This window comes from Candidatus Desulfolinea nitratireducens (assembly GCF_982879505.1).
The window spans coordinates 16,030-29,274 of sequence record NZ_CEYOSI010000001.1; the positions used below are offsets into that span (position 1 = coordinate 16,030).

Sequence of the window (13,245 nt, forward strand, 5' to 3'; positions counted from 1 at the left end):
TTTATGAAAACATCAAAAAATATTGGAGAAAATATGGATACTGCGATTTGCCCTCTGTGTGGCAACCCCAATCAATGTGCTGTGGCAGCCGATCCTAATGCAACCGAGTGCTGGTGCGAATCAGTCATCTTCCCCGAAGAGTTGCTTGCAAAAGTTCCTGAAGATGCTGTTCGTAAAACCTGTGTTTGTCAAAACTGTCTTGAAGATTATCAAAAATCTATCCAGACAGCTGATTTATCCACATAATTACTAAAAAATCTTCAATAAATTGATCGCTACTCAGGAGAATGAAATTTGAATACACATGCTCGCGTGGTTATTGTTGGGGGTGGCATTATGGGTGTTGGGCTGCTGTACCATTTAGCCGAAGCCGGTTGGGACGATTGTGTTCTGATCGAAAAGGCCGAATTGACATCCGGTTCAACCTGGCATGCCGCCGGGCAATGCCCTAATTTCACATCCTCCTACAATATTGCCAAGATCCAACATTACAGCAATACCCTCTACCCCAAACTTGAGAAAATGACCGGTCAGGCCACTGGCTGGCATGGTGTCGGCGGGATTCGAATTGCGACCACCAAAGAAGAAGTGGATAACTTTCGGGTGGTTGAGGGCATCGCCAAAAATATCGGATTCCGAATGGAGATCATCAGTCCTGAAGAAATCCGAAGGCTCAATCCCTTTATCAACACCGAGGGCATCCTCGCGGGAGCCTGGACACTCGACGACGGCTATGTCGATCCGGCAGGCGTGACCAATGCGATGGCCATCGGTGCAAAAAAGATGGGGGCCACGATCATTCGGAATAACCGCGTCACTGATATCAATCTACTCCCAAATGGGGAATGGAAAGTAATTAGCCAAGAGGGAACGATCACCTGTGAGCATGTTGTCAATGCCGGGGGCTGCTATGCCGCAAAAATTGGGGCCTGGGTGGGACTTGATCTTCCGATAGTACCGATGAAGCACCAATATCTTGTCACCGAACCTATCAGGGAATTCATTGACCGTGACGAAGAGATCCCGGTCATGCGTGACCCCTATCCCAACGCTTATTATCGCCAGGAGCAAAACGCTGGCCTGATCGGGATTTACGAACGCAGTGGTACCCAGGAGGCCTGGTTTGGGTCTGGGCAGGATTGGGATTCAGAGAGCGAGCTTTTTCCCGCAGATTATGAAACCATCATGCCCGGGCTTGAGCGCGTCATGGAACGGATGCCGATCTTTGCCGAGGCAGGCATCATGCGCGTCGTGAATGGCGCAAATCCGCGTACCCCAGATCATAATCCATTGATCGGGCCGGCAGCTGGGTTAAGAAATTTTTGGCTCAGTTGCGGGCAGAATATGGGGATTGGGCAGGGGGCCGGCGCTGGAAAATACCTGGCCCAATGGATGATGGTTGGGAATGCTGATATCAATATGGTCGGGGTCGATCCGCGCAGATTTGGTCCTTACGCAGACATGGAATATGCCCGCGCAAAATCACATCAGGACTTCACCTTCATGTATCAACTCCACCTGCCAGGGGAAGAACGTCCTGCCGGGCGACCTGCCCGCACCAGCCCCTTATATGAAAAACTAAAAACCAAAGGGGCTGCTTATGCAGAGGGATTTGGATGGGAACGTCCCAAGTGGTTTTCGCTGGATGGCCGGGAGGAAGAAAAGAGCTTTCGGCGGAATAATATTTTCGAGGTCGTCGGCGATGAATGCCTGGCGGTTCGTGAACGGGTGGGTGTGCTGGACCTATCCAGCTTTACCAAACATGAGGTGAGCGGACCCGATGCTGAAACATTCCTTAACCGGGTTTTGGCCAATAAGGTCGCGAGTCGAAAGGGCGGAATTGTGCTGGCACATGGTCTGTCGGATATGGGCCGCATCGAAAGTGAATATACGATCACCCGCCTGGATGATGAGCGATTCTTCCTCCTTTCCGCTGCTGCCGCGAATATTCGCAATAGCGATCAACTCAACCAAAGAAAAAGAGATGATGATGAAGTCACGATCAGGAATATTACGGATAAATTTGGCACCCTGGTATTGGCCGGACCTCGTTGCCGCGAATTGCTTACCAAGATCACAGATACCGATCTGGGTAATGAGAATTTCCCCTGGCTCACCGGGAAGGAAATCGAGGCGGCAGGTGTGATGTTACGCGCCCTTCGGATCAATTACGTGGGCGAGCTCGGTTGGGAACTCCACATGCCTATTGCCCAGCTTGAAACCATTTACGATGCGGTTTGGGCTGCCGGTGAGGAATTCGGCATCGCGGACTTTGGTATGTACGCTTTGACCAGTTTAGGTAAGGAAAAGGCTTATTATGCCTGGGGAGTTGAATTGATCAACGAGATCACGATGATCGAAGCTGGCATGGAGCGGTTCATAAACTTCGATAAAGGTGATTTTATAGGACGTGATGCCCTTCTCCAGCGACAAAAACAAGACCTGGCCTGGAATATTGCCTACGTTGAAGTGGATGTTGAGGATTCTGAAGTACGTGGTGGTGAGTCAGTTCTCGACGGTGATAAGGTTATTGGTGTGACAACATCGGGGGCCTATGGTCATGCGGTCCAAAAAAGCCTGGCCTTTGTCTACGTTCCACCAGAGTACGCCTCCCCCGGAACAACCTTTGATATTGAGATATTAAGTCACCGCTGTCTGGCAAAGGTGCTGGGAGAACCGGCTTATGATCCCAGGAATAAGCGTTTGCGATCCTGACGATATGTCCCTACATATTTATGAGTTCGTCAAGGGCCCTCGTCAAGGCGAGTATCAGTATATCCGCATCTTCCTTCTGGAAAACAATGGGAGGGCGAATTTTAAGGACCGAATAGGGTTGCCCGGTGGTACCAATCAGCACGCCGTTCTCGCGCATATGATTCATAATTTGGACAGCCAATTCAGGGTCAGGCGTGCCATCAGGCTTAAGGATATTGATCCCCTGAAGCAATCCTGAACCATGTAATTCGCCTATCACAGGATAGTTTTCCTGTAAAACTGTCAATTCTTCTCTGAGATATTGTCCAACTTCCAGCGCATTTCGCTGCAATCCTTCCTTTTCAATGACTTCTAGAACCGCCAATCCCGCCGCACAGGATACGGGGTTGCCACCGAAGGTATTAAAGTAACCGGTCTCTCTGGCGAGGGTCTCAGCAATCTCCGGACGGGTCACCACTGCTGCAAGCGGATGTCCATTTCCCATTGGTTTTCCCATGGTCACTATATCAGGAACCACATTATCAAATTGAAAACCCCAGAAATGCTGGCCAAGGCGTCCGAAACCACCCTGGACTTCATCAGCGACACAAAGCCCCCCGGCTGCACTTGTCTTCGCAAAAAGTGTTTCGAGATAACCCTTTGGTGAGGTGTAAATGCCATCACTGACAAAGGATGTGTCCAGGAGTAGCATAGCCGGTAGGTAGTCTTGTTCGCCTAATGCCGTGATCGCATCGCTTATCCCGGAATCTGGCTCTTGATAAGTGGAATCTGAGGTGGGCGCGAATAGCGTTTGCACATACGGTGGCAAGTTCTTGTTAGGTATACTTTCGGGGCTGAATTGCATGGTGGCAGCACTGCTGCCATGATAAGCGAAATCGGTTATTAAAGCGCCGCTATTGCCCGATACCAATTTTGACATCTGCCAGGCCAGCTCGTTGGCCTCAGACCCGGTACACACAAACATGCAGACACTCAGCTGTTCCGGCATTCGATCAGTAATCTGTTCCGCCAACTCAAGGATTAGCCCGTGCATATAGCGTGTGCTGGTATTCAATCTTCGTGACTGCTTGGCAATTGCATTCACCACATGTGGATGACTGTGTCCAACATGAGAGACATTATTATAGGCGTCCAGGTATCGGTTGCCATAAACATCATATAACCAGACACCATCTCCGCGAACAATATGCAGTGGTTTTTCGTAGAACAGGTAAGCGCAGGGGCCCAGCAGGTGATCCCTACGTTTCAGATGGGATTGAAGGGTTTCATTTGCCTTTTTGGGCGATGAATTTACCTCATCCATTTCCCATAAGCCACAGGTTCGGAAAAATTTCCTTGTTATAGCTGCCGGATCCAGTGCGCGCCAAGCTTCCAATGTGCGCCAGATCTCTTCGACCCCACCGGTAATATATTCCCGATTATCCGGGTGGAGTGAAACTCGCCAGGCTGCGATTACGTTTAACATTGTCAAACGTGCAGCTACCAGGTCGTAGAGTACACGCAGCTCTGCATCTTCGAGCGGACTTATTTCATGGTACCCAGCGATAATTTCCGCAGCCACACCAGAAAGATCGGTATGCCCTCGAAGCATTGGCGCGATGGTGGTAGCCAGATCAATGATCAGAAGAGTATGAGTCATATCCCCAAAATCCATAATCCCAACAATGCGTCCGGGATCATTCTCTGCCACCAGGATATTGTCGGGTGTCAAATCATTATGAAGAATCTGCGCCCGTAACTTTGGTAAATGGGGTAGAACATTTTGATCAAAGCGATCCAGGAAATAAGTGGCCAGTTCCTGATGTTTGGTATTAGTAATACAGGGCAAATACTGCCTGAGCCTGGAGGTATGTTTCAAATCCCATAATATTTCGTAATTCGCTATCGGATGAAAAAAACCCCGCAAGGCCCGGGCAAGTCGTGCCAGGCAAACTCCAATTGGGCGAAACAATGCAACCTCAGTGGGGTCATCCTTTGGATAAGCACCCTGCAGGTAAGTCAGGATACGTACACAATGTTTTGAACCATCCGCAGCCTGAATTTCTTCAATAGCCAACCCGTTCCGAGATAGTAAGACCTCAGGTACTGGCAACTCAGGATCAACTTTAGCGATATGTTCCAAAGTCTTGATCTGCATATCAATGATCGCTGGATCCTCAGCACTATTAGCAATTTTTATGATATATTGATCGCCGTTTTCAGTGATGATACAGAAATTCTGATCCCGCTCACTTTCCAGTAGAGAAAGATTACCGGTTAAATTATAAAGTTTGTTGAGGATATCTTTTACTTCTTCAACTGCAAAGGCTGGGGAGTGGGTCTCCAAAAGTTGGTCCAGATAAAACTTATCATTCGCATTAGGCATACCAGAACTCCATATCAGAAATATATTATCAAGCCAATTTTACTGCTAATTTATCATGTGTGAGATTGAAATTAAGAATAAATTTCCCATCTATGCCACCATTAAAAAACTGGCGAGCGGGAAATACCCATCCAAAATTAAGCGAATAGTACGGTGCTTTTCGCAAATAAGCAAGAAAGAAAATAGATTCTTTGATAGAATAAAAAAACAATTAGAGAAAAGAGGAACTATGACAAAAACACAAGCTCCGAATATTACAAAACAACGCCTGCAAGAATACGCCAAAGATGATGAGTGGATACGCTCTTATCTACACCAGGCAGAAATTGGACATATTGCTACACACTGGGAAGAGCAGCCCTTCATTACTCCCAGCACATTTATTTATGATGAAAAAGAACATTGCATCATATTTCATTCAAATATTGTGGGCAGAATACGTTCGAACAGCGAAAAGTATCCAGAGGTTTGTTTTGAAACCAGCCACTACGGTCGTTTTCTCCCTTCGAATATTGCGCTTGAATTCAGCATGCAATATGAATGCGTGATTGCTTTCGGCAAGATCCAAATTATTGAAGACACTGATGAAAAACGAATCGCTTTATATGCTTTACTAAAAAAATATTTTGCCGATAAACAGGCAGGTAAAGACTATCGTCCAATCACCGAGAAGGAACTTAAACGAACATCCGTTTATAAAATCAAGATTGAAAACTGGAGTGGAAAAAGAAACTGGGAGGAGGAAGCTGAACAGAGCGACGAATGGCAACCCCAATCAAATTAATAGTTCGGATTTGATCCTTTCTATATTTTACCTCACCAAGAAATTTTAAAATCTGAAATTCGCAAATCAGTTACAATAATCCCATGAAAAAGATTACCTTAATAGCCACACTGACCTTCGGTTTGGAAGCTGTTGTCAAGCGCGAACTACAAGCCCTCGGCTTTGATGATCTACGCGTCTCAAATGGTAAAGTTGAGTTTGATGCAACTGTTGCCGACATTCCCACCGTCAACCTGTGGCTGCGCTCCGCTGACCGCGTATTGCTCAAGATGGGTGAGTTTGAAGCCAAGGATTTCGATACACTTTACGAGCAGACCTATGCCCTGCCCTGGGAGAATTGGATTACCGAGGAAGGCAAATTCACGGTGACGGGGGCTTCGGTCAAATCTCAACTACAAAGTGTGAGAAGCTGCCAGGCTATCGTCAAAAAAGCGGTCGTTGAGCGGTTAAGCGAAGAATATGATACAGACTGGTTTGAAGAAAGCGGGCCTGATTTTCCGATCAAAGTTTCGGTGCTTAATGATCTTGCAACTCTAACGCTCGATACCTCAGGTTCAGGACTGAACCGTCGTGGTTATCGGAAGCAAGCCGGTAGAGCGGCGATCAAAGAGACATTGGCGGCCGCCCTTGTTCAACTTAGCTTCTGGAATAAAGAGCGCCTGCTGATTGACCCGATGTGTGGCTCCGGGACAATATTGATCGAAGCAGCGATGATCGGGCGGAATATCGCCCCCGGATTGAATCGCGAATTTGCCTCCGAATTTTGGCCGGGTATCCCCGCTAAAGCGTGGAAGCAAGCCCGAAGCCACGCGCGATCCCAAGTCAAATCTGATCTCGAAATGCAGCTTTTTGGCCATGATGTGGATGAGGAGAGCATCTATGCCAGCAAATCCAACGCGAAAGCGGCGGGGGTCGGAAAGGATATCCAGTTTGAGAAGAAGGACGTGCGGGACCTGTGGATCGACCAGGAGCATGGGATCGTGATTTCGAATTTCCCTTACGGCGTCAGAATGGGCAATTTCAAGGAGCTCAACAAGCTTTATATTTCCTTCAACCAGACCTTCAAAAAGAAAAAAGGCTGGTCCATTTATGTGCTGACAGCAGACAAGAAATTCCCCGATTATTTCAAACGGGCGCAACCAGATCGGACGCGTAAATTATTCAACGGGACAATAGAAGTACGCTATTATCAGTACTTTGGGGAGAGACCGGGAAGCCAGGTTAAGGAACAGGAAACCCCAGAATAAGTTCCCCCGCTACTTTTTCCAATCGGATTTGATCGATCTGATTCCAGCGTGGTTCGGGGAGCGTGGCGTGGACGCGGAGATAGTTGCCGGTCAATCCGCTCATCAGCCAACCCGCATCGCTCGCCAGTGAACTTGCCTCCCATAAAACAGAGATCGTCTCGCCGATAAAACGATTCCGGTAAATCCTGCCCATTTCAGCAAAAGCTTCCCGCAATGCAGCATTCCGCGCTTTGCGGGTTTTCTTTTCGAGCTGTCCCTTCATCCGCGCGGCGGGGGTCCCTTCTCGTGGCGAATAGGTAAAAATATGCCCCCCCGCAAAACCGATCTCCCGGACAAATTCTAGGGTTTCGGCGAACTCTTCTTCGGTCTCGCCAGGAAAACCAGCGATGATGTCGGTCGTGATCGCCACATCGGGCATGATCGCGCGGGCGGAGGCAACCAACTCGCGAAATGCATTCCGCGTGGTTTGACGACGCATCCGTTTGAGCACCGAATCGCTACCCGATTGAAGCGGCAGATGAAGATGTGGCATCAGGCGTGGATTTTCCCATAGGGCAAAAAAATCAGGTTCCAAATCCCAGGGTTCGAGAGATGAGAGACGCAGACGTGGAACAGTGGTCATCTCAAGGATGGAATGAATTAGCTCGGAAAGGTGAGATTGCCGCGCTCCGCTCGCAGTGACATAATCCTGCCCCCACGACCCGAGATGAACCCCCGTCAGAACGATCTCTTTTGTCCCGCCATCCAACGCAGATTGAATATCCACGAGAATCTCATCGATGGGTCGAGAATGACCTTTTCCCCGCGCGACAGTCGTAATGCAGAAAGTACAGTCGTTATCGCAGCCATCCTGAACCTTGATGAAGGCACGCGTACGCTGGCGAATTCCTGGCAAAGGGGTTCGTTCGAGGGGTTCGAGATCGAAGGTTTTAGGGGGAAGATTTAAAAAATCAGCAACAAGATTATCTTTTTGATCGTTAAGAACGATAACATTGTAACCCGTCAATTCGGCGGCCTTGTCTGGCTCCATCGTTACCCAACAGCCTGTAGCAATGATCTCCTCGATTCCTGCGCGGGATGCACCCCGGATTTTGGAGCGGGAATCCGCCGCAGCTTCGGAGGTGACCGTACAGGTGTTAACTACGGCCACATCTGCCAGGGATGCCTCGCCGACAATTTCATGCCCCACAGCTCGGAATTGGCGGGCGAACTTTTCAATCTCGGCCTGGTTGAGACGGCAGCCAATGGAGTCAAGGAAGATTTTCATAGGGGTGATTTTATCGCATTTTTATTCTTAACCGTTGAATACATAAACACAAAGGACACAAAGTGTCACGAAGGAAAAAACTTTTTTTCTTTTCCTTTGTGTTTCTTCGTGCCCTTGGTGGTTAAAGATATTTTTATACCCTCTCCATCCCTCGTGCGATCTTCTCCTGCAAATGCTTAGGCCACTTAGAAATATCGTCTGATGGATAAATTTCCATTGGCGGGCCATTTTGCGTCAGTAGGTCAGATATACTGCATCCCAGTATATTGGCGGCAGCTGCCATCCCCGAACGTGTCGCACCCGCAACCCCATGGCTGAGCGTGCTTGCCCCACACATATATAAACCCTCGATCTCGGTCTTGATCGGGAAAGCACCCGGTCCCACTTGCCTGCGACTCTTGGAAATCCCATACAGGTTACCACGTGTGGCATTGATGTAATGGTCATTCGTCAGTGGGGTTGCCAAGCTCCAATAAACAATGTGTTTGTTAATACCGGGCACGTGTCTTTCAAGCTTTCTAAAAAGCTTTTCTGCCAATTCTTCCTTCTCTGCTTCGTAGCCAGCAGGCCGTTCGCCTTTTTTCGAATCAGACCACTTTTCAAAGGCGTCGTAACCGACAAAAGCAAAGGCTTCGCAGGTATGGTGTCCATCGTGCATTTTTGAGGGGTCTTTGAGGGTGGTCACTGTCAAGAACATCATCGGCGGCTCATCGGCGGTCAGGGTGTGGTCGGTCAGCCCGAGCTTGTACTGCCCGTCCACGTCCTCGTTGTCGTAGAACCAGAAATTACCGGAATCCAGCCCGGCTTCACGCAGATCCATATCCACCACAAAGAACAAGCTCAGGGCCGAGACCGAATACGTGACTCTATCCAGCTTATTGACCAGTTTTTTACTCAGAGAATCGCGTCCTATCATTTTGCCAAAGGTAACTTCAGGATCCGCATTAGAGACAACGTTTTTTGCGTGAATGACTTCCCCATCCACCAAACGGACACCGGTCACTTTTCCATCTTCAAGCAGGATCTTTTCTACAGGCGTTTTGAGACGGATCTCACCCTCGGCTTGCTTCAGCTCCCGAAGAAATGCGCGGGGGATGGCAAAAGCCCCTCCAAGCGGATAATATCCACCGTTAAAATAATGGTTCAGAATGCCCGCCTGCACAAAAGCCGACACTTCCGAAGGCGGCATTCCATGGTCACCAGCCTGCCCGCCGAGAATACCGCGCAAAATAGGATCGGTGATGAAATGCTCGATAAAATCCTGCCCTGATCGCGTGGCCCAACGCATAATAGATACCGCTCCACCTGCTGCCTTCACCGCACTGGCTGGATTTTTAACCTTGCCCAAATTTCCCATCGACTGGATCATTTTTTCGGCTGTGTCGATATATCCATCAATACCTTCGGCTTCGTGCGGGAAGTATTCTTTTAGTTTCGCAGCAAGGTTTTCTTTTCCTTTTGGGAAATCGTATTGCTTATCACCAATAACGATATGGTCATAACCATCGGGGTTGAGTTCGCAAAATTGGATATGCTCAGAAACGCCCAAGCCACGATACGTGCGTTCAAGAGAGCCGCCCTCCCCGATCCCGCCGATATAATGCACGCCTGGGCTAAATCTGTAGCCATTTAGTGTGAAGGAATGTGTCCAGCCACCAGGTTTGCCGTGCTGCTCGCAAACCAACACTTTTTGCCCAGCCTGCGCGAGTGCAACGGCGGCGGTCAGCCCGCCCGCTCCCGATCCGATCACGATGATGTCGTAGGTTTTGGTCATTTTTTTCCTTTTTAGAGAAAGTCAGAAACCAAGATTTTTTAAATATCGGAAGAAGATATGCACCAGTTGTCCTTACCTTAGTGAGAATCAATTTCTTTCTACGTCTTCGATAACTTGATGGTTACATCCGTGGGCAGGGCCAGTTTAGCCTCAATCTCGACTGCCTTAACGATACCGGACGGCACTGGACAGGCAGCATGCGTACAATATTTTATTCCCGCTTCATGGATTTTGGGCATGGCACGCTTGAATGATATTTCCTGATAAGGGTCAACTTCCGTCAAATCCTCAGCCATTCTGGAAATAGCATCACATTCGCTGGTTATACTCAGCTTGCAAACTTTCCCGTCCATCGTTGCTTCAACTTCAGTATTGAATCCGCAGTTCCCTGCGAAAATTTCTGCTCTGGCCATTAGGCAACTCCTATATCAATTTAATGGGCATATTATACCTTTCATCGGTGTAATATATTTAACCGACCCAACCCCAAAGCCAGAATTGTGCGCTGAAATATAAGGCCAGCGGAAATGATAGATAAACGATCGCTCGATTGACCCAACTTTTTTCTCCCCATTTTCCAAGCAAAATAAAAGCAGGAAAAATTACCAGAACATAGCGCAGCATACTGACAAATGGTTGTCCCGGATTTAGGCGAAATAATGATGATATAAACATCGCGATTGAATACATGCCAAGTTCAAGTGGCATTTTCCGCCAAATGATAAGACAAAGAACGCCAAATAGAATAGTAACGAGTGTGTTAAATATGTCAATTGACGACACAAGATGATTTGTGATTAGCAATCCTAATTCGCTAAAATGTTCCCAAGGAAAAACTAGACGAGGATGCCACTGGCCTGGGAGTAGTGAGGACTGCAAAGTAGGAAAGAGGTATATTCCCGTCCCAACTGGAATTAACAGAAAAGCGAATGCATTCCGCCAACGACGCGGCCTATCCTGAACCCACCACATATAAAGCAACGGGACAAAGATCGTAAAGCCTACAATCCGAGTAAGCGCCGCTAATAGTCCAAAGACAGCAGCCAGGATCCATTTTTCACGGCGAGCACAGAATATCGATACAAGTATAAATAGAAGAAAGATCGCTTCTGTATAACTTGCAAAAAGGAAAAAAGCCGTCGGAAAAATCAACCAATAGATGACTGCACGACTAGCCACGGTTTGATCAGTATACTCAGTGGCAATCCTATGAAACAAACCTAAGGATGCAATCAATGCCAGTATAGTAACAAGGCGTGATGCTAAAACCATATCCCTAACAACAAAAGCAAAAAGACGGACTAAATAAGGATATATAGGAAAAAAGGCAGTACTGCCATCGTCGCTATAACCTCTTTCTGCGATTTTCAAATACCAATTTGTGTCAAAGCGCTGCCAGATTGCAATCCATGAGCTTTGATGAGGATTCACACCATGATAAGGGAAGATTTCTTCAGCAGAAATTGACGATTTTTTTAGAACTTCCCCTTCCAAAGGACCCTCAACCGCCAGGCCGCTGGCCAAATCCCATTGGCTGCCAGACTGTGCGTCAACTATTGTAGAAAAACCATTGGCACGAAAAGACAAAAGATTATCATCTACAGTACGGTTATAAAGAAATATCTCGCTAGTCTGCAAATTGAAAACCGAGACAATAGGCTCTCCGCCAAGAAAAGAATTATCAATTGCCAAAGGAATATTCTGCAAAATTACCAAAGACCATAATCCCAGCAAAAAACCAGCGATCAAAACCCCACCCAAAGCCCATCGCCATGAAGAATCTAAATTTTGCCAGCCTCCTGAGAACAATTCTCGCATTTTTTTTAGAATAACCATATTTCTCCTATTCTGACATTTCCTCCAAGATTCCAGTCAATTGCTCGGCGAGTTCAGCACGGTCAAGGTGTTCTTCTATATAGCGCCGTCCAGCCAACCCCATTTTCTGACTACGCGCAGGATCAGCTGCCAGGGTTTTGATCGCTTCAGCCAACGCGATGGCATCACCCGGCTCGGAAAAGATTCCGCATCCAGCTGCTTCAACCACCTCACGGATCACGCCATCAATTGCCAGCACCACCGGTCGCCCCGCCGCCATATAATCGAAAACCTTATTTGGATAGGTGGTCTTATACATGTCGATCGGTTTCAAAATCGCGATACAGGCATCTGCGGCGGCCAAGGCCACTGCCATCTCAGACTTTGGCACTGACGAGATAAAGCTCAGATTTTTTAAGCCCATCTCAGCGGCCTGTACCTGCAAATTCAATTTTTCCTTGCCGTCACCAAGTAGCACGATCTGGATCGATGCCGATGAATCCGTTCCCTCTATGGGAACGGATTCATTTTGCAAAATCTTCGCCGCTTCCAAAACAACACCAAGGTCATTTGACATCCCGTGCGCCCCGGCATAAAGGACGACAAATTTAGATTTAATGGAATGAGTTTCCCGGAAGGATGCACCCTTTTTAGCGGGATCAAACATCCCGGCGTCTGCACCATTGGGAACAAGTTCAACGCGTTTCGCTCCCAGTCCCCGAACGTGCTCGACGTACCCCGGGCTGTTAACCATGACCCGATCTGCGCCTCGATAAAGGAAACGCTCCAGCCATTCGGAGGCACGGATCAGGATCCCATTCTTCAGGACTCCTACTGAAATAGCGAAAGCAGGCCACAGATCACGGACTTCAAAGAGGAAGGGAATCCCTTTCAAACTGGACAAGGCCCATGCCGTAAATCCCTGGAAAATTGGCGGCGAGGTCCCCCAGATCAAATCCACATTTTTTACGCGTAGTCCCATAATAAAGGAGGAGGCCATGAAGGAAACGAAGGCAAAAACACGGTGAACGAAAGATTTGTGATGTGCCTGATATACATAGGCGCGGATAATGGTGATGTCATCATCCTGTTTTTCGGTGAGATTGGGCGGTGCGCTTCCAGTAATATAGCTGACAGAGCTGGCGATGATGGTAACACGATGCCCACGCTGAACAAGGTACCGCGCGAGTTCGTGATGTCGGGTGCCGCCTGGTTCATTGACAGCGGCGAAGGCCTGGTGGATGAGAAGAATATGCATTCGTTTGTAGGTTGGGTAGT

General features: G+C 48.0%; 10 protein-coding genes. 4 read left to right on the forward strand and 6 right to left on the reverse strand.

Annotation, left to right across the window (positions count from 1 at the left end; all coding sequences use genetic code 11):
- Positions 1 to 3: 3 nt before the first annotated feature.
- Together AC3DOM_RS00060 and AC3DOM_RS00065 are read left to right on the forward strand one after the other, a co-directional pair.
- Entirely contained in the window at positions 4 to 246 is a 243-nt protein-coding gene (locus AC3DOM_RS00060; protein WP_487916974.1) for a cysteine-rich CWC family protein, read from the forward strand.
- A 48-nt stretch (positions 247 to 294) separates the two neighbouring features.
- Positions 295 to 2,715: a GcvT family protein gene (locus tag AC3DOM_RS00065; protein ID WP_487916975.1), complete on the forward strand. Its 2,421-nt coding sequence runs from the start codon at positions 295 to 297 to the stop codon at positions 2,713 to 2,715.
- Positions 2,716 to 2,725: 10 nt separating this feature from the next.
- Here the strand turns inward: AC3DOM_RS00065 and AC3DOM_RS00070 are convergent, their stop codons facing one another.
- The gene (locus tag AC3DOM_RS00070; RefSeq protein ID WP_487916976.1) at positions 2,726 to 5,080 is read right to left on the reverse strand and encodes an aminotransferase class III-fold pyridoxal phosphate-dependent enzyme; all 2,355 of its coding nucleotides are present in this window, start codon (positions 5,078 to 5,080) and stop codon (positions 2,726 to 2,728) included.
- A gap of 229 nt (positions 5,081 to 5,309) precedes the next feature.
- On the opposite strand from AC3DOM_RS00070, the gene AC3DOM_RS00075 reads away from it, so the two are divergent.
- A complete protein-coding gene (locus AC3DOM_RS00075) occupies positions 5,310 to 5,864 on the forward strand; it encodes a pyridoxamine 5'-phosphate oxidase family protein (RefSeq protein ID WP_487916977.1) in 555 nt (184 codons plus the stop codon).
- An 83-nt stretch (positions 5,865 to 5,947) separates the two neighbouring features.
- Positions 5,948 to 7,111 carry a THUMP domain-containing class I SAM-dependent RNA methyltransferase gene (locus AC3DOM_RS00080; RefSeq protein WP_487916978.1) on the forward strand — a complete coding sequence of 388 codons (1,164 nt, stop codon included), beginning with the start codon at positions 5,948 to 5,950 and terminating at the stop codon, positions 7,109 to 7,111.
- Here AC3DOM_RS00080 and mtaB read toward each other — a convergent pair.
- The 5 genes from mtaB to AC3DOM_RS00105 form a co-directional block, all read right to left on the reverse strand.
- On the reverse strand, positions 7,086 to 8,378 hold the full coding sequence (gene mtaB, locus AC3DOM_RS00085) for a tRNA (N(6)-L-threonylcarbamoyladenosine(37)-C(2))-methylthiotransferase MtaB (RefSeq protein WP_487916979.1): 1,293 nt from the start codon (positions 8,376 to 8,378) through the stop codon (positions 7,086 to 7,088). The genes AC3DOM_RS00080 and mtaB overlap by 26 nt on opposite strands.
- A 133-nt stretch (positions 8,379 to 8,511) precedes the next feature.
- Complete coding sequence (locus AC3DOM_RS00090; protein ID WP_487916980.1) at positions 8,512 to 10,152, reverse strand: phytoene desaturase family protein; 1,641 nt, start codon at positions 10,150 to 10,152, stop codon at positions 8,512 to 8,514.
- Positions 10,153 to 10,250: 98 nt separating this feature from the next.
- Positions 10,251 to 10,565: a DUF6951 family protein gene (locus AC3DOM_RS00095; RefSeq protein WP_487916981.1), complete on the reverse strand. Its 315-nt coding sequence runs from the start codon at positions 10,563 to 10,565 to the stop codon at positions 10,251 to 10,253.
- 58 nt (positions 10,566 to 10,623) lie between these two features.
- Entirely contained in the window at positions 10,624 to 11,844 is a 1,221-nt protein-coding gene (locus AC3DOM_RS00100; protein ID WP_487916982.1) for a mannosyltransferase family protein, read from the reverse strand.
- A gap of 151 nt (positions 11,845 to 11,995) precedes the next feature.
- The gene (locus AC3DOM_RS00105; RefSeq protein WP_487916983.1) at positions 11,996 to 13,225 is read right to left on the reverse strand and encodes a glycosyltransferase family 4 protein; all 1,230 of its coding nucleotides are present in this window, start codon (positions 13,223 to 13,225) and stop codon (positions 11,996 to 11,998) included.
- Positions 13,226 to 13,245 lie beyond the last annotated feature (20 nt).

Bases quoted from the DNA above. Each gene is read 5' to 3' on its own strand.
- AC3DOM_RS00060 (WP_487916974.1), top strand. From the start codon at position 4: ATGAAAACATCAAAAAATATTGGAGAAAATATGGATACTGCGATTTGC.
- AC3DOM_RS00070 (WP_487916976.1), bottom strand. From the start codon at position 5,080: ATGCCTAATGCGAATGATAAGTTTTATCTGGACCAACTTTTGGAGACC.
- AC3DOM_RS00075 (WP_487916977.1), top strand. From the start codon at position 5,310: ATGACAAAAACACAAGCTCCGAATATTACAAAACAACGCCTGCAAGAA.
- AC3DOM_RS00080 (WP_487916978.1), top strand. From the start codon at position 5,948: ATGAAAAAGATTACCTTAATAGCCACACTGACCTTCGGTTTGGAAGCT.
- mtaB (WP_487916979.1), bottom strand. From the start codon at position 8,378: ATGAAAATCTTCCTTGACTCCATTGGCTGCCGTCTCAACCAGGCCGAG.
- AC3DOM_RS00090 (WP_487916980.1), bottom strand. From the start codon at position 10,152: ATGACCAAAACCTACGACATCATCGTGATCGGATCGGGAGCGGGCGGG.
- AC3DOM_RS00095 (WP_487916981.1), bottom strand. From the start codon at position 10,565: ATGGCCAGAGCAGAAATTTTCGCAGGGAACTGCGGATTCAATACTGAA.
- AC3DOM_RS00105 (WP_487916983.1), bottom strand. From the start codon at position 13,225: ATGCATATTCTTCTCATCCACCAGGCCTTCGCCGCTGTCAATGAACCA.